Source organism: Mediterraneibacter butyricigenes, from assembly GCF_003574295.1.
In the GTDB taxonomy this organism is placed as follows: domain Bacteria; phylum Bacillota; class Clostridia; order Lachnospirales; family Lachnospiraceae; genus Mediterraneibacter_A; species Mediterraneibacter_A butyricigenes.
Genome location: NZ_BHGK01000001.1, coordinates 190,688 through 213,441, shown reverse-complemented (window position 1 = coordinate 213,441; position 22,754 = coordinate 190,688). Strand labels below are relative to the sequence as shown.

Below are 22,754 nucleotides of genomic sequence, written 5' to 3'. Positions count from 1 at the left end.
TCTGTAATAGCGTGACCCACAATGTATCTTTAAGACATTTCATTATTCAAATCTTATTTTCGATATCTTTGTTATTTCACAGAAAATAAAAGTATTCTCAGTTGATGTTAAAATAAAATTGACAATACATCTTATATGATGTATTTTATAAAGGGAGAAGAACTATGATATTGCATGATTATGAATCAAATTCTGGAAGGAATTTGATTTTAGAATACATACATTCTTTAACAGAAAGAGAAATTGTAGATGCATATTCGGTAAGAGAATGTATGGAAAATGGTGAATTTGAAAAAATTCAGTATAAACTATGGCAGAAGAAGATATATGAAGTCTATTTTTATAAGCATAATCGAATGTTTTATGTGGTGCCGGATGGAGAAAATATATATTTGCTTCATGTTTGCAAAAAACAGAAAAATAAGACAGAAAAAGCGGATGTAAAAATTATAAAAAAGAGAGCAAAAGAATTAGAAAAGATATTAGGAAAGAAATTAATATAGACAATAGGAGAGGTGTAATATGCCATTTGTTGAGGTAAATGTAAAAAGGGAAATCGAAAAAAGAAGACAAAATAATGAGCAATTTAAAAAGGAGTGGGATGAATCACGTGCTGAATACAGGTTGATAGGGGAAATGATTTCTTTACGTAAGCAGGAGAATATTACACAGAAGGAATTGGCAAAATTGACCGGAAAGACACAACAAACAATTTCAAAAATTGAAAGAAGGGAAAGTATACCAACAATTACAGCGTTCAATAAATTGCTGAATGTATTAGGATATGAATTAAAAATTGTAAAGAGACAATAAACGATTGAAATGAACTATACAGAATTACAGGAGAAAAGATATGGAATGGTCAGATGGAAAATGCCGGTGCCGGTGGGCAAATCCAAAAAATGAACGATATATTCGCTATCATGATAAAGAATGGGGGCAACCGGTTCATGAGGATGGAAAATTATTCGAAATGTTGATCCTGGAATCCTTCCAAGCAGGATTATCCTGGGAGTGTGTGCTGAATAAGCGGGAAGCCTTTCGGCAGGCTTTTGATCAGTTTGCGATAGAAAAGATTGTAGCTTATGATGAGAAAAAAGAAGAGGAGTTGAAAGCAAATCCGCAAATCATCAGAAACCGGCTGAAGATTCATGCAGCCGTGGTAAATGCGCAGATTTTTCGTGAAATTCAGGAAGAGTGGGAGAGTTTTGATTCCTATCTCTGGCATTGGACAGATGGGCAGACAATCTATGAGATCGGGGAGACGAGATCGGAATTATCAGATCAGATTTCGAAGGATTTGAAGAAGAGAGGCATGAAATTTGTGGGAACCACGATCATCTATTCCTATCTTCAGGCAGTGGGAGTGATCTATTCTCATGAAAAAGGATGCTTCCTTGAAAAACAGGAGAATCACGGAGAGAAGAGTTGAAAATACTCTTTTCTTTTTTTATGTTAAATGTTATAGTATGAAGTATACTAATAACATTTAATGGATGGATTCCGCTTGCGCGGAATATGCAGACAAGGCAGGAGGGGCTTCTCATGAATGATTCTTATGCATCCGATACTTTAAAAGATGTGATCTGGCCAGAGTTTTTGGCACATTTTAAGAGTGAGACAACGAAGGCTTCTTACGAGACAGATTTGATAGAATTTATGCATTTTATGAAAAAAGATTTCCTGGAAATGGAGCAGAAGGATGTGGCAGAGTATTTCGGATATTTACAGGAGAAGGTAAAAGCAGGAAGCCTGAAAGGTTCTACGGTGTCAAAAAAGATCCGGGAATTACATTCTCTGGCGGATTATATCATACAGAATCAGCAGGAAATGGGGATTATGACGGGAACGGAGTTTGCGGACTGGTTTGCAGAGTATCTCCCCGGTTTGGAACGTCAGGAACAGTTTACGCAGACGGTTCCGATTCAGGATCTGGATCGTCTGTTTCAGGCGGCAGAAGAAGATGCTATGGCATATACGATCCTGGTGTTACTATACAGAGCCGGTTTGTCAGCAACGGAAATTGTTGCACTTTGTCCGGGAGATTTCGGTCAGTATGCGGATGGTGTGTATGTGTTTCCTGCCGGAAGGAAAGAGCCGGCTTATATACCGGAAGATGCATGGAAGATTGTGGAACAGTATTTGTTGGAAACTGGAAGAAAAAACGAAGAGACCTTGTTTTTAAACAGCCGGAATCAGCCATTGAATCTGATGTATATCAGCAGAATGTTGAAAAAACTGGCACAAAAGGCGGGAACGCCTTCTTACAGCGCAAGACAGATCCGAAGCAGTTGTGGAGCAACACTGTATGTGTATGGGGCTGACTCGGCACAGGTGGCATCTTCCCTTGGGATTACCCGGATGCAGGTAAAGCGATATCACAATCTGTCCTATCGGGATCAGATTAAAAAGGAAGCTGGGCAGTTGGTAAGGTTGTCTGTCCGACCGCCGAGGACGTGACGCAATTTCGTATTGATCGTGCCGGAGAAGAACTTGCCGGATGCAAAATGCCAGATGCGAAAAGCAATGGAAGATTTTTTTGACTTTCCGGGCGTCCTGTATTAAGATAGAAAGCGTTTGTAAAAGAAACGGCTTTTCGGTGGTGAGAAAGAATCTACGAGAAAAGCAAAAAAGAATGAATAACATGAAAATCAGAAGCTCAAAAGATCAGAAGAAAAAAATACGGAGGAAAAAAGATGGTAACAGACATGACGAAAGGCAAGCCCTTTGGAGTGCTGTGCAGATTTACACTTCCCATGCTTTTAAGCGTGATGTTCCAACAGTTTTATAATATCGTGGACAGTATTGTCGCAGGAAAATTTGTAGGGGTGCAGGGACTTGCGGCTGTCGGTGCCTCTTATCCGGTGACGATGCTCTATATGGCAGTGGCCACCGGGCTGAATGTGGGATGTTCCGTAGTAATTGCACTGTATTTCGGGGCAAAGCGTTATGGAAAAATGAAATCGGCCGTCAGTACGTCTATGATTACTACGATTGTTGTGAGTCTGTTTTTGACGGTTATCGGAGAATTCAGTTCCAACGGAGTCTTGAAATTGTTGCGGACACCGTCGGATATTTTCGGGGATTCGGCAATTTATCTGCGAATTTATGTCTGGGGACTGTTCTTTTTATTTCTATATAATATCTGCAACGGAGTGTTTACTGCGTTGGGGGATTCCAGAACTCCGTTGTTACTTCTGATCATTTCTTCTCTTGGAAATATTGCGCTGGATCTGATCTTTGTGATCTGGTTCCATATGGGGGTAGCCGGAGTGGCATGGGCAACCTTTCTGGCGCAGGGTGTTTCGTCGATCTTGTCCTTTCTTTTGCTGAAACTTCGGTTGCGGCAGATCAAAGAGGAAGAGACCTATTCCAGATTTTCTTTCGAAATGTTGTTAAAAATAGCGGAAGTCTCTATTCCAAGTATCTTGCAGCAGAGTTTTATTTCTGTGGGAAATCTGTGTGTGCAGAGTCTGGTCAACAGTTTTGGATCTACCGTAGTTGCAGGTTATTCCGCAGCCATTAAATTAAATACATTTGCGATCACATCCTTTACCACACTGGGAAATGGAGTATCCAATTATACTGCCCAGAATATGGGGGCAGGAGAAATCAAGCGAGTGACAGAAGGCTTTAAAGCAGGAATGAAACTGGTATTTGCTGTGGTGATTCCGGTCGTATGTTTCTTTTTTTTCGGCGGTCGATTCGCAGTGGGATTGTTTTTAAGTCAGGGAGGAGAAAAAGCACTGGAAGTGGGAGTAGAATTTTTGAGGATTGTATCTCCGTTCTATGCGGTAGTCTCCTGGAAGTTGATCGCGGACGGTGTGCTCCGCGGAGCAAGTTGTATGCAGGCATTTATGATCTCGACGTTTACGGATCTGATCCTGAGAGTCGTTCTTGCCTTTATTCTGTCCGGATTCTTTGAATCCACCGGTATCTGGATGTCCTGGCCGGTGGGATGGATTATTGGAACTGCTGTATCTTTGGGATTCTATTTTTCGGGAATCTGGAAGAAAAAGAAGGTCATTTAGAGAAAACAGGATTTGCTATTGTTTTTAAACAGGTAGCACATTATACTAGTAATCATGGAGGAAAAGAAAATGAAGAAACCAGTATTAGTCATTATGGCAGCCGGTATGGGCAGTCGGTATGGTGGCTTAAAACAGATTGATCCGGTGGACGAACAGGGCCATATTATCATGGATTTTTCCCTGTATGATGCCAAAAGAGCCGGATTCGAGAAAGTCGTGTTTATTATTAAACATGAGAATGAAGAAGATTTTAAGAAAAGTATCGGAAACCGTATGGCACAGCAGATGGAAGTGGCATATGTGTTCCAGGAACTGACCAATCTTCCGGAAGGATTTCAGGTTCCGGAAGGCAGGGTGAAACCCTTCGGTACGGGACATGCTATTCTGAGCTGTATAGAGGAAGTGGACGGACCGTTTGCGGTGATCAATGCGGATGATTATTATGGTCCTCACGCGTTAAAGATGATCTATGATTATCTGACGACTCATCAGGATGATGAGAAGTATCGTTATACTATGGTGGGATATATTCTGAAAAATACACTGACAGAGAATGGGCATGTGTCACGCGGTATCTGCGAGATGGACGCTCAGGGGTATCTGAAAAACATTACAGAGCGCACCCATATTGAGAAAACAGAGGATGGGGCTGCTTATACGGAGGATGACGGAGAGACCTGGACAAAGATTTCTCCGGAGAGTATCGTGTCTATGAACATGTTTGGATTTACCGAGAGCATTTTAAAGGAACTGAAGGAAAGATTCCCGAAATTCCTGGAGGAAAATCTTGCATCCAATCCACTGAAATGTGAGTATTTTCTGCCGACTGTTGTGGGGGAACTGCTGAGCGAAGATAAGGCTACGGTAGAAGTGTTAAAATCCCAGGATAAATGGTATGGGGTTACCTATAAAGAAGATAAGGCATCGGTGGTAGAGGCAATCCGCAGGATGAAAGAAGACGGACTGTACCCAACGTATCTCTGGATGAAGGAGTGATCAGACAGTAAAAGTATCGAGAAGCAGCGTAGCTGGCCAGGTATGTGTCTGAAAGAAAAAATTGAAAATTCAGCTACAGATAAATATTTGAAAAAAGTATAGATGAAAGTTCGATGGCAGAAGGAAAAGCAAGTTGCAGATGCCGGAAAACAGATAACAATAACAACAGGAGGAAATTATGGCAATTTTAGTAACCGGAGGAGCCGGATATATCGGAAGTCATACTTGTGTGGAGTTGCTGAACAGAGGATATGAGGTAGTGGTTTTGGATAATCTTTACAATTCCAGCGAGAAGGCACTGGATCGTGTCAAAGAAATTACCGGAAAATCTGTAAAATTTTATCAGGGAGATATTCTGAACAGGGAAGACTTGGAAGAAGTATTTGAAAAGGAAAACATTGAAAACGTAATTCATTTTGCAGGATTAAAAGCAGTTGGTGAGTCCGTGGCAAAGCCGTGGGAATATTATCATAATAACATTACAGGTACGCTGCTTTTGTGTGATGTGATGAGACAGCATGACTGTTTCAATCTGATTTTCAGTTCCTCTGCAACGGTATATGGAGATCCGGCGGAGATTCCGATTACAGAGAAGTGTCCGAAAGGACAGATCACCAATCCTTACGGACAGACCAAGGGAATGTTGGAGCAGATCCTGACAGATCTTCATGTGGGAGATGAGAGATGGAATGTAATGCTGCTTCGGTATTTCAATCCGATCGGAGCGCATCCGTCAGGACTGATCGGGGAGGATCCGAAAGGAATCCCGAACAATCTGGTTCCTTATATTGCACAGGTGGCAGTGGGCAAACTGAAATGCCTTGGGGTATTCGGAGATGATTATCCGACACCGGATGGTACCGGAGTGCGGGATTATATCCATGTAGTAGACCTGGCAATCGGTCATGTAAAGGCAATCGAGAAAATGAAGACACAGAAAGGTGTGAACATCTACAATCTGGGAACCGGAATCGGTTACAGTGTCTTAGACGTGCTTCATGCCTATGAGAAGGCGTGTGGAAAAGAACTTCCATATGAGATCAAGCCGCGCCGTGCAGGGGATATTGCAACCTGTTACTGTGATGCAACAAAGGCGAAAGAAGAACTGGGCTGGGTTGCAGAACGTGGAATTGAAGAGATGTGCGCAGATTCTTGGAAATGGCAGTCCAATAATCCGGATGGATATCGTAGCTAAATTAATCTGTAAGATATTAAAATCACAACTTGACAAACAGGTTGGAAGTTGATATTATTTAGAAAACAGAACGCACTCTGTTTTCTGGAAAGTGAGTAGGAAAGAGAATGAGAAAGCAAGTTTATTCATTGATTGTCGATAATACTCCGGGTGTCCTGAGTCGAATCGCAGGACTGTTCAGCCGAAGAGGATACAGTATCGACAGTATTACAGCCGGTGTTACGGCTGATCCGAGATTTACCAGAATTACGGTAGTTGCGACAGGAGACGAGGTGATCCTGTCCCAGATCGAGAAGCAGGTACGCAAACTGGAAGATGTAAGAGAGATCAAGCTTTTAAAGGATGATGATTCTGTTTACCGCGAGTTGATCATCGTAAAAGTCAGAGTTGATGCATCTCATCGTGCTGAAGTGATTTCACTGGCGGATATTTTCCGTGCGAAAGTCGTGGATGTGGAAAAAGAATGCCTGATGATCGAGCTGACGGGAAATCAGTCCAAGTTGGAAGCATTTTTAAATCTTCTGGATGGATATGAGATCCTGGAACTGGCGAGAACCGGAATTACGGGACTGGCCAGAGGACTGAAGGATGTTACTTATCTCTAGGAACCAGAGGCTAGAGACGAAAGTCTTTAACATAATTATTTACACAATTTAGGAGGAATGTAAAAATGGCAGCAAGAATTTTTTATCAGGAAGACTGTAATCTTTCTGTATTGGAAGGACAGAAGATCGCAATCATCGGATACGGAAGTCAGGGACATGCACACGCTCTGAACCTGAAAGATTCCGGATGCGATGTTATCATCGGACTTTATGAAGGAAGCAAATCCTGGAAGAGAGCTGAAGAGCAGGGATTCCAGGTGTTTACAGCAGCAGAAGCAGCAAAACAGGCTGATATCATTATGATCCTGATCAACGATGAACTTCAGGCAGATATGTACAAGAAAGACATCGAGCCAAACCTGGAAGAAGGAAACATGCTGATGTTTGCTCATGGATTTAACATTCACTTCGGATGTATCACACCTCCGGCAAATGTAGATGTTACCATGATCGCACCAAAGGCACCGGGACATACAGTAAGAAGTGAGTATGTAGCAGGAAAAGGAACACCGTGTCTGATTGCTGTTGAGCAGGATGCAACAGGAAAAGCATGGGATCGTGCACTGGCTTATGGTCTTGCAATCGGTGGAGCAAGAGCTGGACTTCTTGAGACAACCTACAGAGTAGAGACAGAGACAGACCTCTTCGGTGAGCAGGCAGTTCTTTGTGGTGGTGTATGTGCTCTGATGCAGGCTGGATTTGAGACTCTGTGTGAGGCTGGATATGATCCGAGAAATGCATATTTTGAGTGTATCCACGAAATGAAACTGATCGTTGACCTGATCTATCAGTCAGGATTTGCAGGAATGAGATACTCCATCTCCAATACTGCTGAGTATGGCGATTACATTACAGGACCGAAGATCATTACAGAAGATACAAAGAAAGCTATGAAGAAGATCCTGTCCGATATCCAGGATGGAACTTTCGCAAAAGAGTTCTTGCTTGATATGTCACCGGCAGGACGTCAGGTACACTTCAAGGCTATGAGAAAGAAAGCTGCAGAGCATCAGGCTGAAAAGGTTGGAGAAGAAATCAGAAAACTGTACAGCTGGAGCAACGAAGATAAGCTGATCAACAACTAATCCGAATTGTGTAAATAAAGAAAAGAAGAAAGATCCACAGAATTCATGAAAGAGTTCTGTGGATCTTTTGTTTACGCAAACCACTATCCTCCCGCAAAAGGTTGCAACGGGAACCGCTTACGCTTGCCTTCGCCCCATAGAGAGAACCTTCGAGCGATGCTCACGCACGCTCTCAGAAAGTACCGGGGCTTCGGATGTTCCCTTATGCATCCCTTTTGCGGAAGAAATGTGTTGATGAAAACTGTTACCCTGCCACAAAAGGTTGCATAAAAAAAGAACATCCACTGACGGTATGGATGTTCTTCTTGTAAATTCAATATAAAATGCTCTGTAAATTAAGCGATTGCAGATACAGCCTTGGAAAGACGAGCGATTTTTCTGGAACATGTCTTCTTGTGGTAAACACCCTTTGTTCCAGCTTTGTTGATCTCGGAAATTGCAGCTTTCAGTGCGTCCTGAGCAGCAGCAACGTCTTTTGCTTCAACAGCAGCTTCTACCTTCTTTACCATTGTTTTAACTTTAGATTTGATTGCTTTGTTTCTGGCAGTCTTTGTCTCTGTAACGAGAATTCTTTTCTTTGCAGATTTAATATTAGCCAATCTGTACACCTCCAAAATGTGATTGATAAATTACTTGATAATGTTGGAACCGTTAGACTCGGACACGGACGTTCTAACGGAACATACTCATTTATTTTATGATAAGGGTACAACCTTGTCAATACATATTTCTGAAATAATTGGAAAAACTAGGCGATAAAAGGAAAGACAGCCGAAATGCTGATGGGCAAGGCGAGAAGTAAGGCAACAAATTCAGAGAAAAATAACAGGATGAAGGAGAGCAAAGATGTTGGACAGATATGAAGTACGTACCGATCTGGCATTGGAGGAAAAGGAAAAGTTCGAGTCAGATGATGTGGAAGTGAAAGGTGTGATTCTGGAAGAGGACTATGATGCGGAGCGGGAAATCCAAATGACCCGGGTGATCATCCAGACGGAAAAAGGTGCCAGAACCATGGGAAAACCGGTGGGGACGTATATTACGCTGGAGGCGCCAAATCTGGTAGTGCCGGATGAATCCTACCACAGGGAGGTATCTGTCAGACTGGCAGGTCATGTGAAGGAATTGATGGAAAAGCTGGGGTTTCGTGAAAAGGAAGACTGCTCGGTGCTGATCGTAGGACTTGGCAACCGGGATGTAACACCGGATGCTCTGGGGCCAAACGTGGCAGATCAGGTCTGTGTAAACCGGCATGTAGTCAAAGAATATGGGAAATATGCGATGGGAATGGATGTGATGAATCTGGTCAGTGCGATCACGCCGGGCGTGATGGGAAAAACCGGTATGGAAACGGTGGAGATCGTGAGAGGAATCGTGGAGCAGACTCATCCGGATCTGGTGATCGCGGTGGATGCATTGGCAGCGAGAAACAGTAAAAGATTAAATCGGACGATCCAGATCGCAGACACGGGGATTCATCCTGGCTCCGGTGTGGGAAACCACAGAAACGGACTTACCAGAGAAAGCCTGGGGGTTCCGGTGATCGCAATCGGGGTTCCTACGGTGGTGGATGCAGCCACGATCGTCAATGATACCATGGAAAATCTGATCCGCGCGCTGGAAACATCCGACAGTCTGAAAGGGGTGGGAGAAGTGCTGCGATCCTATAACGGGACAGAAAAATATGAACTGGTGAAAGAACTGATTTCTCCTCATTTGAACGGAATGTATATGACGCCGAAAGATGTGGATGAAATGGTGGTGCAGATCGGATTTACGATTTCAGAAGGACTGAACCTGTTATTTGCAGGTGACAGGAATGAAAAAAATGAAGGTTTAAGTTCATAACCGGGAAGGCTGGGACATAAAGTATGATATGAGAAAAGGAAGGTTTATGGTGCCCGTCTGTATTTTTTTCATTCTGTGGCTGGGCAATTTGTTTTTACAGGAAAAATTATTAGGTCTGGCGGAAAGACTTTATCTTCCGGGCTTTTCTTATCTGAAAGAAGAAAACGAAAAAAGCGGAGAGGACTGGTTGCTGGAGCAGGCAATCCGTCTGCTGCCATATCTGGCATTTACATCGGAAAAACAGGCTTATGCCGGAGAAGTAGAGGATCCGCAGACGATTGCGAGGATTTTAAAAGAACAGGCAGAGGATGAGACTTTTGCGGAAGCAGAAGAAAAACGGGAGGCAGATCCGACGCAAAGTTCCGGGGAAAACGCTCCGACAGACGGGGGATTTTCCATGGAGAAATTGCAGGATTTTGAATATCTTCTGAACCGGTTTTATACAGTGGACAGCATTACGATGATCGGTCCGGAGCAGTTGAATATTCAAGACCTGATGAGTCGGAGTTCGAAAATTGACAGAAGTGTACAAGGCCCAAAGATCCTGATCTTTCACACCCATTCCCAGGAGACCTTTGCGGATTCTGTGCCGGGGGATCCGAACACGTCGATCGTAGGGATCGGAGAGTATCTGACAGAGCTTCTGAACCAAAAAGGAATCGAGACGCTGCATCATACCGGCGTTTATGATCTGGTGGACGGAAAACTGGATCGTAGTAACGCATACGAACTGGTGGAGCCGCAGGTTCGGAAGATTTTGAAAGAAAATCCGTCAATCCAGGTCGCAATCGATCTGCATCGGGATGGTGTGGCGGATACGACCCATCTGGTTACGGAGATCGCCGGAAAGCCGACGGCAAAGATCATGTTTTTTAACGGGCTGAGCAGAACCCGGACCAATGGGGACATCGCGTATCTGGCAAACCCATATATTCAGGAGAATCTGTCGTTTTCCTTTCAGATGCAACTGGCCTGTGAGACCAGGTATCCGGGTTATGCCAGACATATTTATCTGAAGGGATACCGGTACAGTCTGCATATGCTTCCGAAATCTCTTCTGATCGAGGCCGGGGCGCAGACGAATACGGTGGGAGAGATGAAAAATTCCATGGAAATCCTGGCGGATGTTCTATATGGTGTAGTGATAGAGTGAAAATCTAGTTGAACTGACCCAAGATTTTGTGCTAAGATAGCAAACAGGAGTATGCATTTGCATAAAATCAGGAAGGAAAGTATAAGATGGCAAAGAAAAATACATACGATGCAGACAGTATTTCGATCCTGGAAGGACTGGAAGCGGTACGAAAGCGTCCGGGAATGTATATCGGAAGTGTGTCTACGAAGGGATTGAATCATCTGGTTTACGAGATCGTAGATAATGCGGTGGATGAGCATCTCGCCGGATTCTGTACGGAGATCCATGTGACACTGGAGGCGGACGGGTCTGCGACTGTGGAAGATAACGGACGTGGTGTTCCGGTGGGAATGCACGCAAAAGGAGTTTCGGCAGCACGAATTGTATATACGACGCTGCATGCCGGCGGTAAATTTGACGATTCGGCTTATAAGACCAGCGGAGGTCTTCACGGAGTCGGTTCTTCTGTTGTAAACGCACTGTCCACCCATATGGATGTGTGGATCAGCCGGGAAGGAGCAATCCATCATGACCGGTACGAACAGGGACATCCGGTGATCGAACTGGAAAACGGCCTGCTGCCAGTGGTTGGCAAGACCAGAAAGACCGGAACGAAGGTGAACTTCCTGCCGGATGATACGATCTTCGAGAAGACGAAGTTCCGCGCAGAAGAGATCAAAAGCAGGATGCATGAGACGGCGTACTTAAACCCGTCTCTGACGATCGTGTTCGAGGATAAAAGACCGGACAGCCAGGAAAAAGTAACCTATCATGAACCGGACGGAATCCTTGGATTTATCCGGGAATTAAATGAAAAGAAAGAAGCGATCCACGATCCCATTTATTTTAAAGGAACGGCAGAGGGGATTGAAGTGGAGATCGCGTTGCAGTATGTCAATGAATTCCATGAAAATGTACTGGGCTTCTGTAATAACATTTATAATGCGGAAGGCGGAACCCATCTGACCGGATTTAAGACGACCTTTACGACGGTGATGAACCAGTATGCCCGTGAGATCGGGGTGCTGAAAGAGAAGGATGCCAATTTTACCGGAGCGGATATCCGAAACGGAATGACGGCGATCGTCTCCATCAAACATCCGGATCCGAGATTTGAGGGACAGACCAAGACGAAGCTGGACAACCCGGATGCATCCAAGGCCACCGGAAAGGTGACGGGGGATGAGATGGTTCTGTATTTTGACAGAAACCTGGAAACTCTGAAAAAGATCCTGTCCTGTGCGGAAAAGGCAGCAAAAATCCGAAAGACGGAAGAGAAGGCAAAGACCAATCTGCTGACCAAACAGAAATATTCCTTTGACAGTAACGGAAAGCTGGCAAACTGTGAGAGCAGAGATGCTTCCAAATGTGAGATTTTTATCGTGGAGGGAGATTCTGCGGGCGGATCTGCGAAGACAGCCAGAAACCGAAAATATCAGGCAATCCTTCCGATTCGCGGAAAGATTCTGAATGTGGAGAAGGCGAGCATTGACAAAGTCCTTGCAAATGCGGAGATCAAGACCATGATCAATGCATTTGGCTGTGGATTTTCCGAAGGATACGGCAACGATTTTGATATCACAAAACTGCGGTATGACAAGATTATTATTATGGCGGATGCGGATGTGGACGGAGCCCATATCTCCACCCTTTTGTTAACATTGTTCTACCGGTTTATGCCGGAACTGATCTATGAAGGACATGTCTATATCGCCATGCCGCCGCTTTATAAAGCGATGCCGAAGAATGGGGAAGAAGAGTATCTGTATGATGATAAGGCTCTGGAACATTACCGAAAAAAACATACCGGTCCGTTTACGCTGCAGCGTTACAAAGGTCTGGGTGAGATGGACGCGCAGCAGCTCTGGGAGACAACGCTGGATCCGGAGCACCGGATGTTGAAGCTGGTAGAGATCGAGGATGCGAGAATGGCCTCCAGTGTGACGGAAATGCTGATGGGAACCGAAGTTCCGCCGAGACGTTCTTTCATATATAAGAATGCCACAGAAGCAGAGCTGGATATCTGATGTTAAAGGAGAAAACCGATGAGTGAATCACAGATCATCCGAACAGAATATTCGGATGTAATGAAAAAATCATATATCGATTATGCGATGAGCGTAATCATTGCCCGTGCCCTGCCGGATGTGAGGGACGGGCTGAAGCCGGTGCAGAGAAGAACCCTTTACGATATGCATGAGCTTGGAATCCGTTATGACAGACCTTATCGAAAATGCGCCCGTATCGTGGGAGATACCATGGGTAAATATCATCCGCACGGGGACAGTTCCATTTATGAAGCTCTGGTGGTGATGGCGCAGGACTTTAAAAAAGGTATGGTGCTGGTGGATGGCCACGGAAATTTCGGCTCCATCGAAGGAGACGGAGCCGCTGCCATGCGTTATACGGAAGCACGGCTTGCGAAACTGACTCAGGAAGTGTATCTGGCAGATCTGGATAAAAATGTGGTGGATTTCGGGCCAAACTTTGATGAGACAGAAAAAGAACCTCTGGTTTTGCCGGTTCGGATTCCGAATCTGCTGGTAAATGGCGCAGAAGGAATTGCGGTTGGTATGGCAACCAGCATCCCTACCCATAATCTGGGAGAAGTGGTGGATGCGGTCAAAGCCTATATGATGGACAACGAGATTACTACAAAAGGATTGATGAAGTATATTAAAGGACCGGATTTCCCAACGGGAGGAATTGTAGTCAACAAGGATGATCTGGCCCATATCTATGAAAACGGGCAGGGCAAGATCAAACTTCGCGGAAAAGTAGAGGTCGAGGAATTAAAAGGCGGAAAGAAACAACTGGTGATTTCTGAGATCCCTTATACCATGATCGGAAGCGGAATCGGCAAATTCCTAAACGATGTATATCATCTGGTGGAGACAAAGCTGACTTCTGATATCACGGACATTTCCAACCAGTCCTCCAAAGAGGGAATCAGGATCGTGCTGGAGCTGAAAAAGGGTGCGGACGTTGAGAATCTGGAAAATATGCTCTATAAGAAGACCAGACTGGAAGATACTTTCGGTGTCAATATGCTGGCAGTGGCAAATGGCAGACCGGAGACATTAAGTCTGAAACAGATCATCGAACATCATGTGGATTTTCAGTTTGAACTTTCTACCAGAAAGTACCGGACACTTCTTGCAAAAGAGCAGGAAAAGAAGGAAGTGCAGGAAGGGCTGATTAAGGCCTGCAACGTGATCGATCTGATCATCGAGATCCTGCGTGGAAGTAAAAATGTAAAAGATGCAAAGGCCTGCCTGATCCGGGGAGAGACGGAGAACATCCAGTTCAAATCCAAGATCTCCAAAAAGATGGCAGCCATGCTGCGCTTTACAGAGCGACAGGCAACTGCCATTCTGGAGATGCGTCTGTACCGACTGATCGGTTTGGAAATCGAGGCTCTGGAGAGAGAACACGAACAGACGCTGAAAAATATCGCAAGATATGAAGATCTTCTGAACAACTACGATTCCATGGCGGAGTTGATCATGTCCGAACTGGATGAGATCAAGAAAAATTATGGAAGAAAACGTCGCACAAAGGTTGAAAATGCAGAGGAAGCCGTCTTTGAAGAAAAGAAGATCGAAGAACAGGAAGTGGTCTTCCTGATGGATCGGTTCGGGTATGCAAGAACGGTGGATCCGTCTGTGTATGAACGGAACAAAGAGGCGGCCGATCAGGAAAACAAATACATTGTACATTGTCTGAATACCGGGAAGATCTGTATGTTTACAGATACCGGAAAGATGCATCAGGTCAAAGTACTGGATCTGCCTTACGGAAGATTCCGGGACAAGGGAACCCCGATTGACAATGTGAGCAATTATGACAGTACCGAAGAACAGATCGTCTATATCTGTGACGGAGAACAGCTTCGGTATGCAAAACTGTTATTTGCTACCAGACAGGGAATGATCAAGAAAGTAGAGGGAAGCGAGTTCCTGGTATCCAAACGAACCATTGTGGCAACGAAACTTCAGGACGAGGATGCGCTGATCGGTGTCTGGCTGGTAACAGAAGGACAGCAGGCGGTACTTCGGACAAAGGGAGGATATTTCCTTCGGTTTGCAGCGGATGATATTCCGCAGAAGAAAAAAGGAGCCGTGGGAGTCCGTGGAATCCGTCTCCAGAAAAAAGATGAACTGGAAGAAGTGTATCTGTTTACGGAAGGAACAGAGACGAAAGTAAAAGTGGGAGAACGGGAAGTGACTTTGAACCGTCTGAAGCAGGCAAAACGGGATGGCGTTGGCACAAAGAGCCGTTAAGGAATCGAAAGCGTGCAAGTTGCTGTATAGTGTGTTATACAGAGAGGGTTTGTGTGAAATATAATGAAATTGTGCGAAAACAGGCATGAAATTGGCCAAAAGGCTTGCATGATCTGAAAAAGAGTGCTATACTTACAACAGTTACATAAGAACCCGGCAGAAGAGTGGACATTTGGTCCACTCTTCTTTGGTGTTACCAGTCATACAACGAAAAGGTTCCGTGAACTTTTTCAGTTGCCAGGCATAGGACAAAAGATCCAGTGCAGTTTTTTTAGTCGGTAGCAGCCGGACAGATGGAGAAAGGAAGAAGTGCTTTGGCGAGAAGAGAAGAATACGAGCAAAAGACAGAAACATTACTGGAACCGATCATCACACGTCTGGGGTTTGAATTGGTAGACGTTGAGTATGTAAAAGAAGGCGGTCAGTGGTATTTGCGGGCTTATATTGATAAGCCAGGCGGAATCACGGTAGACGACTGCGAGGCTGTCAGCCGGGAATTTTCCGATATTCTGGATGAGAAAGATTATATTGAAGACAGCTATATATTTGAGGTAAGTTCTCCGGGACTCGGAAGACCTCTGAAAAAAGAGAAAGATTTTAAGAGAAGTCTTGGGGAAGAAGTGGAAGTCCGTACCTATCGTGCCATCGATCACCAGAAAGAGTTTATCGGAATCCTGGATGGATATGATAAAGATACGGTGACGATCGCGTATGAAGACGGAGAAAAACAGACATTTGAGAAAAAAGAAATCGCTTTGATTCGACTGGCGTTTGATTTCTGATTATAAGGAGGAAGGGTAAAAATGAACACAGAATTAATGGAAGCATTGAAAGTCCTGGAAGAAGAAAAGAACATCAGCAAGGACACGATGCTGGATGCAATCGAAAATTCACTGATCAGTGCATGTAAGAATCATTTCGGAACATCGGATAATATCAAGATTACGATGAACCGTGAGACCTGTGATTATTCCGTAATTGCGGAAAAGGAAGTCGTAGAAGAAGTATTTGATCCGGCAATCGAGATCAGCCTGGAAGATGCAAAGGAGATCGATCCGAAGCTGGAGATGGGAGACATCGCACAGATCCCGGTAGAGTCCAAATCTTTCGGACGAATCGCAACACAGAACGCAAAGAACCTGATCTTACAGAAGATCCGCGAAGAAGAACGGAAAGTCGTTTACGATCAGTATTTTGAAAAAGAGAAAGATATCGTAACAGGTATTGTACAGCGTTATGTTGGCAAAAATATCAGCATCAATCTGGGAAGAGCCGATGCAATGCTGACAGAGCAGGAACAGGTAAAGACCGAGCATTTCAAACCGACCGAGCGTATCAAGCTTTATGTGGTAGAAGTGAAGAACACACCGAAGGGACCGAAGATCCTGGTATCCCGTACCCATCCGGAGCTTGTAAAGCGTCTCTTTGAGGCTGAGGTGACGGAAGTAAAAGAAGGAATCGTTGAGATCAAGAGCATTGCAAGAGAAGCAGGATCCAGAACCAAGATCGCTGTGGCATCCAATGATGAGAATGTAGATCCGGTAGGAGCATGTGTAGGATTAAACGGAGCACGTGTCAATGCGATCGTAGATGAGTTAAGAGGCGAGAAGATCGACATTATCAACTGGAGTGACAACCCGGCACTTCTGATTGAAAATGCTCTGAGTCCGGCCAAGGTCATTTCTGTTATGGCGGATCCGGATGAGAAGATGGCAAGCGTGATCGTTCCGGATTATCAGTTATCTCTGGCAATCGGAAAAGAAGGACAGAATGCAAGACTTGCAGCCCGTCTGACCGGATACAAGATCGATATCAAGAGTGAGACACAGGCAATCGAATCCGGAGAACTGCCGGAAGATTATATGGAACAGATGCAGATGATGGAAGAAGGATACGAGGATGGATATGAGGAAGAGTATCCGGCTGAGAATTATACAGACGAAGAAGTATCCCAGGATGCAGTCGAGTTTCAGGAAGTAGAAGAATAAGAATAACAGTCAGGAATCAAATGAGGTGAAGGCACTTGAGCGTAAAGAAAAAAGTTCCCATGCGTAAATGCGTAGGATGCGGAGAAATGAAAAATAAAAAAGAAATGATCCGGGTTCTGAAGACACCGGAGGAGGAATTTGTACTGGATGCATCCGGCAAGAAGAACGGCCGGGGTGCATATCTGTGCCCGTCCGGGGAATGTCTGGAGCGTGCGATAAAGAGCAAGGGGCTGGAGCGTTCCTTCAAACAGGCGATTCCGTCTGAGGTATATGATGAATTAAAAGAGGAGATGCAGACGATTGAGACAAGATAAGGCACTCTCCCTGATCGGTCTGGCCACGAAAGCAGGAAAGACTGTGAGCGGAGAATTTATGACGGAGCGGGAAGCAAAGGCAAGACGCGCATATCTTGTGATCGTGGCAGGAGATGCATCAGAAAATACAAAGAAAAATTTTCGGAATATGTGTGAGTATCATAAAGTCCCGATCTGTTTTTACAGTGATAAAGAGAGCCTGGGACATGCGATGGGAAAACAGTTCCGCGCATCACTGGCGGTACTGGATGAGGGGTTCGCAAAAGGAATTCTGAAAAACATTCAGGAAATGGAAACTTCAACAGACAGAAACACGATTGCATAAAGGAGGTAGTTGCAATATGACAAAAATCAGAGTACATGAGCTGGCCAAAGAGCTTGGCATGGAAAATAAAGTCCTGATGGACGTTTTGAAAAAGAAAGAAGTCGATGTGAAGAGTCATATGAGTACACTGGAGGATGATGTGGTTGCATCCATCCGCAGTGCTTACGGAAAGAAACATCCGGCAGCAAATCAGGAGACAAAAGCAGAAGAAAAGCAGGAAGCACCGAAGAAGAAAAATATTGTGCAGGTCTTCCGGCCACAGAATTTGAAGAACGGCTCCAGACAGGGCGGCAGACCAAACGGACAGAGAGCACAGCGTCCGGGTCAGAATCAGCAGGGACAGCGTCCGACAGGAAATCAGGGTCAGAATCAGGGACAGCGTCCGGCAGCAAATCAGGGTAGTCAGAACCAGGGACAGCGCCCGGCAGCAAATCAGGGCAGTCAGAATCAGGGACAGCGCCAGACAGCCAATCAGAACCAGAATCAGGGCGGTCAGAACCAGCAGGGACAGCGATCGGCATCCGGTCAGAGAAATTCCAGACCATTTAATAACAATAACAATGGAAACCGAAACGGACAAGGTGGTGGTCACAATGACCGTCGTCCAAACGGAGACAACAGAAATAACCGGTTCCAGGGCAATCAGGGTGGCAGATCCGATGACCGCAGAGACAACAGAAGAGACAATCGCGACAACCGGGATAACAGAAACAGAGACAACCGCAGAAGAGATGAAAGATCTTCCATTCCTGCACCGGTTGTACCGGAACAGAAGCCGAGTCGTAACAAGACAAAGGATAAAGAAAAAGATCACAAGAAACAGGAACGTCTGGATGATGATTTTGTAGGAAAGAGCCGGAAAGGCAAGAATCAGAAGAACCAGGCAGAGATTAAGAAACCGCAGAAACAGGAGAAAAAGAAAGAAGAGACTATCAAACAGATCGTAATTCCGGAATCTCTGACGATTCAGGAACTGGCAGACAAGATGAAAGTCGTTCCGTCCGTGATCGTGAAAAAACTGTTTATGCAGGGTAAGATGGTAACGGTAAATCAGGAAGTGGATTATGATACCGCAGAAGAGATCGCAATGGAATTTGATGTACTTTGCGAGAAAGAAGAAGTCGTTGATGTAATCGAGGAACTTCTGAAAGAGGACGAAGAGGACGAAAGCAAGATGGTAAAACGTCCGCCGGTAGTCTGCGTAATGGGACACGTTGACCATGGTAAAACATCCCTTCTGGATGCAATCCGTGATACCAACGTAACAGACCGTGAGGCCGGTGGAATCACCCAGCATATCGGTGCAAGTGTGGTAACGGTCAACGGAGAAAAGATCACATTTTTGGATACTCCGGGACATGAGGCATTTACCTCCATGCGTATGCGTGGTGCAAATTCCACAGATATTGCGATTCTGGTAGTTGCAGCAGATGATGGTGTTATGCCACAGACTGTAGAGGCTATCAACCATGCGAAAGCAGCCGGAATCGAGATCGTAGTGGCGATCAACAAGATCGATAAGCCAAGTGCAAATGTGGATCGTGTAAAACAGGAACTGGCAGAATATGAACTGATCCCGGAAGACTGGGGTGGAAGTACTATTTTCGTACCGGTTTCCGCTCATACCAAAGAAGGAATTCCGGAACTGATGGAAATGCTGCTTTTGACGGCTGAAATGCTGGAACTGAAGGCAAATCCGAACCGGCGTGCAAGAGGTCTTGTGATCGAGGCCGAGCTGGACAAAGGAAAAGGTAGTGTGGCAACCGTTCTGGTACAGAAGGGTACTCTTCGTATCGGAGATTCCATCGCAGCCGGATCTGCACATGGTAAGGTTCGTGCGATGATGGATGACAAGGGACGTCGTGTGAAAGAAGCAGGACCGTCTATGCCGGTTGAGATTCTGGGTCTGAATGATGTGCCGAATGCAGGAGAAATCTTTGTCGGCTGTAAGAATGAAAAAGAGGCAAGATCCTTCTCAGATACCTTTATTTCTCAGAACCGTGTGAAGCTGTTGGATGATACCAAGTCCAAGATGTCTCTGGATGATCTGTTTACACAGATTCAGGAAGGAAACTTAAAAGAACTGGGTATCGTAGTCAAAGCTGACGTACAGGGATCTGTGGAAGCTCTGAAACAGAGTCTTCTGAAGCTGACCAACGATGAGGTTGTCATCAAGATCATTCATGGTGGTGTTGGTGCCATCAATGAATCCGACGTTATTCTGGCATCTGCATCCAATGCGATCATCATCGGATTTAACGTACGTCCGGATGCGACTGCAAAAGAGATTGCAGAGCGTGAGGGCGTGGATATCCGTCTGTATCGTGTCATTTACAATGCGATCGAAGATGTGGAAGCAGCGATGAAGGGTATGTTGGATCCGGTTTTCGAAGAAAAGGTACTGGGTCATGCGGAAGTCAGACAGACATTCAAGGCATCCGGAGTGGGTACCATTGCCGGTGCGTATGTGCAGGATGGTGTCTTCGAGCGAAGTTGTCAGGTACGTCTGGTTCGTGACGGAATCGTGGTATTTGAGGGGCCACTTGCATCTCTGAAACGTTTCAAAGATGATGTAAAAGAAGTAAAAGCAGGTTATGAGTGTGGTTTCGTCTTTGAGAATTATAACGACATCAAAGAGGGCGACCAGGTAGAAGCTTATAAGATGGTGGAAGTAGAAAGATGAGAAAAAACAGTATAAAAAATACAAGGATTAACAGTGAGGTTCAGCACGAACTGAGCAACATTATCCGTGCCGGACTGAAGGATCCGAGAGTGGCAACGATGACTTCGGTTGTGATGGCAGAAGTGGCACCGGATCTGAAGACATGTAAGGCCTATATCAGCGTGCTGGGAGATGAAAAAGCCCAGCAGGATACGCTGAAAGGCCTGAAAAGTGCGGAAGGATATATCCGCAGAGAACTGGCAAGAACTCTGAATATGAGAAATACTCCGGAGATCCGCTTTGTGTTGGATCAGTCCATCGAATACGGAGTCAATATGTCAAAGAAGATTGCCGATGTGACAAAGGATTTAAAAGAAGAGGCGGAATAAAGAATGAAGAAATTGTTGCAGGAGATTCTGAAAGAAAAGAAGACGGTAGGGATCGCAGGACATGTGCGCCCGGACGGGGACTGTGTGGGATCCTGTGTGGGGCTTTACCTTTATCTGACCAGAGAATATCCGGAAATAAAAACAGATGTGTATCTAGAGGAAGTACCGGCACAGTTTCTCGTCCTGAAAGGAACCGATCAGGTAAAGAATCAGGCTGTGGATCAGGTCTATGATCTGTTTATCAGTCTGGATTGCGGAAGTCCGGACCGGCTCGGATTTGCAGAAGAAATGTTTCGAAACGCAAAGACTACGCTGTGTGTGGATCATCACATCAGCAATCTGGGCTATGCGCGGGAAAATTATGTGGTTCCGGATGCCAGTTCCACTTCGGAACTGATCTGCCGGATGATCGGCTCTGAGGGGCTGGATCGGGAAATCGCAGAGGCACTTTATGTGGGAATTGCCCATGATACCGGTGTATTTCTATATTCCTGTACGTCACCGGAGACGATGGAGGTCGCAGCAGATCTGCTCAGAACCGGACTGGATGCCAATGCACTGATCGATCATACCTATTACAGCAAGACCTATATCCAGCAGCAGATCCTGGGGCGGGCTTTGCTGGAAAGTATGTTTTTGCTGGACAAAAAATGTATTGTCAGTGTCATCACCAAAAAAGTGATGAATTTTTACGGAGCAAAGGCGTCAGATTTGGAAGGAATTGTCAGTCAGCTTCGCAATACAACAGGTGTGGAAGTGGCAATCTTCCTGCATGAACTGGACAGCGGTGAATTCAAAGTCAGCCTGCGCTCCAATGGTCTGGTGGACGTCAGTTCAGTGGCACAGTATTTCGGTGGTGGCGGACATGTAAGAGCGGCCGGTGTGACCATGCAGGGTTCCGTTCATGATGTGATCAATAATCTGCTGAGGAAGATCGCTCCACAGATAACGGAAGAAGACGGAGAAAAAGCATGAAAAACGGTGTGTTGAATGTCAGCAAGGAGAAGGGCTATACCTCTCATGATGTTGTGGCAAAATTAAGAGGCATCACCCATCAGAAAAAGATCGGACATACCGGAACTTTGGATCCGGATGCCACAGGTGTGCTTCCGGTCTGCCTGGGGAAGGCAACCAAACTGTGCGATATGCTGACGGATAAGGACAAGGTCTATGAAGCAGTCCTGTTGCTGGGAATCAGTACCGATACCCAGGATATCAGCGGAACGGTTCTGAAAGAACAGGAAACAGCGGATCTTGATGAATCACAGGTAGAAGAAGCTATCCTTTCGTTCCGGGGAAGTTACGATCAGATCCCGCCGATGTACAGTGCGTTGAAAGTAAACGGAAAGAAGCTGTATGAACTGGCAAGAGAGGGAAAAACGGTAGAAAGAAAGCCACGAAGGGTTACAATCTCAGAGATTGAGATCCTTTCCATGGAGCTTCCGAGAGCCAGAATCCGGGTGGAATGTTCCAAGGGAACCTACATCCGCACTCTTTGTCAGGATATCGGAGAGAAACTGGGAGTGGGCGGTTGTATGGAAGAACTGATCCGTACCAGAGTGGAACGGTTCCGGCTGGAAGATGCCAGGACGTTACAGGAAATTCAGGAACTTTCCGATCAGGGAAGATTGCAGGAGATTCTGATTCCGGTGGATCAGATGTTTTCACAGTATCCGGGAGCAGTTCTGAAAGAAAAAGGAGCTGTTCTGGCTTATAACGGAAATCCGCTGGAGTTGAAATGGATCCGGGAGTATGAGGATGGAAAACGGCCGGCTCATGACCGGGAATGGATCAGAGTATATGACCATAAACAGCAGTTCCTTGGGATTTATGAATACCAACAGGACAAACAGAGGATAAAACTGATAAAAAATTTTTACTCACCACAGGAGTAGAGC

22 protein-coding genes are annotated in these 22,754 nt (G+C 45.2%); 21 read left to right on the top strand and 1 reads right to left on the bottom strand.

All coding sequences use genetic code 11. The features are described 5' to 3' along the window. Nucleotides 1-164: 164 nt before the first annotated feature. The 9 genes from KGMB01110_RS01060 to ilvC all read left to right on the top strand — a co-directional run bounded on the left by KGMB01110_RS01060 (nt 165) and on the right by ilvC (nt 7,912). Nucleotides 165-503 (top strand): type II toxin-antitoxin system RelE/ParE family toxin, encoded by a 339-nt coding sequence (locus tag KGMB01110_RS01060; RefSeq protein WP_117889745.1) that lies wholly within the window; start codon nt 165-167, stop codon nt 501-503. A gap of 19 nt (nt 504-522) precedes the next feature. Continuing rightward, nucleotides 523-813, top strand: a complete 291-nt coding sequence (locus tag KGMB01110_RS01055) for a helix-turn-helix domain-containing protein (protein ID WP_117602061.1) — start codon at nt 523-525, stop codon at nt 811-813. A 40-nt stretch (nt 814-853) separates the two neighbouring features. Next, nucleotides 854-1,432 (top strand): DNA-3-methyladenine glycosylase I, encoded by a 579-nt coding sequence (locus KGMB01110_RS01050; protein WP_117602062.1) that lies wholly within the window; start codon nt 854-856, stop codon nt 1,430-1,432. 113 nt (nt 1,433-1,545) lie between these two features. Further along, complete coding sequence (locus KGMB01110_RS01045) at nt 1,546-2,460, top strand: tyrosine-type recombinase/integrase (protein WP_117889746.1); 915 nt, start codon at nt 1,546-1,548, stop codon at nt 2,458-2,460. A gap of 236 nt (nt 2,461-2,696) precedes the next feature. Next, nucleotides 2,697-4,031: an MATE family efflux transporter gene (locus KGMB01110_RS01040; protein ID WP_117602065.1), complete on the top strand. Its 1,335-nt coding sequence runs from the start codon at nt 2,697-2,699 to the stop codon at nt 4,029-4,031. Between the two features lie 69 nt (nt 4,032-4,100). Next, complete coding sequence (locus KGMB01110_RS01035; protein WP_119297320.1) at nt 4,101-5,027, top strand: nucleotidyltransferase family protein; 927 nt, start codon at nt 4,101-4,103, stop codon at nt 5,025-5,027. A gap of 178 nt (nt 5,028-5,205) precedes the next feature. Further along, nucleotides 5,206-6,222: a UDP-glucose 4-epimerase GalE gene (gene galE / locus KGMB01110_RS01030; RefSeq protein ID WP_117602067.1), complete on the top strand. Its 1,017-nt coding sequence runs from the start codon at nt 5,206-5,208 to the stop codon at nt 6,220-6,222. Between the two features lie 107 nt (nt 6,223-6,329). Then, nucleotides 6,330-6,827 carry an acetolactate synthase small subunit gene (gene ilvN, locus KGMB01110_RS01025; RefSeq protein WP_117602068.1) on the top strand — a complete coding sequence of 166 codons (498 nt, stop codon included), beginning with the start codon at nt 6,330-6,332 and terminating at the stop codon, nt 6,825-6,827. Between the two features lie 65 nt (nt 6,828-6,892). Then, nucleotides 6,893-7,912 carry a ketol-acid reductoisomerase gene (gene ilvC, locus KGMB01110_RS01020; protein ID WP_119297319.1) on the top strand — a complete coding sequence of 340 codons (1,020 nt, stop codon included), beginning with the start codon at nt 6,893-6,895 and terminating at the stop codon, nt 7,910-7,912. Between the two features lie 335 nt (nt 7,913-8,247). Here ilvC and rpsT read toward each other — a convergent pair whose 3' ends face one another. Then, nucleotides 8,248-8,511, bottom strand: coding sequence for a 30S ribosomal protein S20 (gene rpsT, locus KGMB01110_RS01015; protein WP_147604184.1), 264 nt, complete (start codon nt 8,509-8,511; stop codon nt 8,248-8,250). A gap of 247 nt (nt 8,512-8,758) precedes the next feature. On the opposite strand from rpsT, the gene gpr reads away from it, so the two are divergent. The 12 genes from gpr (at nt 8,759) to truB (ending at nt 22,751) form a co-directional block, all read left to right on the top strand. Continuing rightward, nucleotides 8,759-9,760: a GPR endopeptidase gene (gene gpr, locus KGMB01110_RS01010; RefSeq protein ID WP_119297318.1), complete on the top strand. Its 1,002-nt coding sequence runs from the start codon at nt 8,759-8,761 to the stop codon at nt 9,758-9,760. Nucleotides 9,761-9,788: 28 nt separating this feature from the next. Then, nucleotides 9,789-10,913, top strand: coding sequence for a stage II sporulation protein P (locus KGMB01110_RS01005; protein WP_119297317.1), 1,125 nt, complete (start codon nt 9,789-9,791; stop codon nt 10,911-10,913). Between the two features lie 86 nt (nt 10,914-10,999). Beyond that, nucleotides 11,000-12,922, top strand: a complete 1,923-nt coding sequence (locus KGMB01110_RS01000) for a DNA gyrase/topoisomerase IV subunit B (RefSeq protein ID WP_119297316.1) — start codon at nt 11,000-11,002, stop codon at nt 12,920-12,922. A gap of 18 nt (nt 12,923-12,940) precedes the next feature. After that, the gene (locus KGMB01110_RS00995; protein ID WP_119297315.1) at nt 12,941-15,178 is read left to right on the top strand and encodes a DNA gyrase/topoisomerase IV subunit A; all 2,238 of its coding nucleotides are present in this window, start codon (nt 12,941-12,943) and stop codon (nt 15,176-15,178) included. Nucleotides 15,179-15,492: 314 nt separating this feature from the next. After that, complete coding sequence (gene rimP, locus KGMB01110_RS00990; RefSeq protein WP_117602557.1) at nt 15,493-15,960, top strand: ribosome maturation factor RimP; 468 nt, start codon at nt 15,493-15,495, stop codon at nt 15,958-15,960. 21 nt (nt 15,961-15,981) lie between these two features. Next, on the top strand, nt 15,982-17,166 hold the full coding sequence (gene nusA, locus KGMB01110_RS00985) for a transcription termination factor NusA (RefSeq protein WP_117602075.1): 1,185 nt from the start codon (nt 15,982-15,984) through the stop codon (nt 17,164-17,166). Between the two features lie 35 nt (nt 17,167-17,201). Further along, complete coding sequence (gene rnpM, locus KGMB01110_RS00980) at nt 17,202-17,480, top strand: RNase P modulator RnpM (RefSeq protein ID WP_117602076.1); 279 nt, start codon at nt 17,202-17,204, stop codon at nt 17,478-17,480. Beyond that, nucleotides 17,467-17,805, top strand: coding sequence for a L7Ae/L30e/S12e/Gadd45 family ribosomal protein (locus KGMB01110_RS00975; RefSeq protein ID WP_117602077.1), 339 nt, complete (start codon nt 17,467-17,469; stop codon nt 17,803-17,805). Before rnpM ends, KGMB01110_RS00975 begins: the two co-directional genes overlap by 14 nt. Nucleotides 17,806-17,821: 16 nt before the next feature. After that, a complete protein-coding gene (gene infB, locus KGMB01110_RS00970) occupies nt 17,822-20,488 on the top strand; it encodes a translation initiation factor IF-2 (protein WP_119297314.1) in 2,667 nt (888 codons plus the stop codon). Further along, nucleotides 20,485-20,856, top strand: a complete 372-nt coding sequence (rbfA, locus tag KGMB01110_RS00965) for a 30S ribosome-binding factor RbfA (RefSeq protein ID WP_119297313.1) — start codon at nt 20,485-20,487, stop codon at nt 20,854-20,856. Before infB ends, rbfA begins: the two co-directional genes overlap by 4 nt. 3 nt (nt 20,857-20,859) lie before the next feature. After that, nucleotides 20,860-21,831, top strand: coding sequence for a DHH family phosphoesterase (locus KGMB01110_RS00960; RefSeq protein ID WP_119297312.1), 972 nt, complete (start codon nt 20,860-20,862; stop codon nt 21,829-21,831). Further along, nucleotides 21,828-22,751: a tRNA pseudouridine(55) synthase TruB gene (truB, locus tag KGMB01110_RS00955; RefSeq protein ID WP_119297311.1), complete on the top strand. Its 924-nt coding sequence runs from the start codon at nt 21,828-21,830 to the stop codon at nt 22,749-22,751. The genes KGMB01110_RS00960 and truB overlap by 4 nt, the downstream gene beginning before the upstream one ends. The last annotated feature ends 3 nt before the right edge of the window (nt 22,752-22,754 follow it).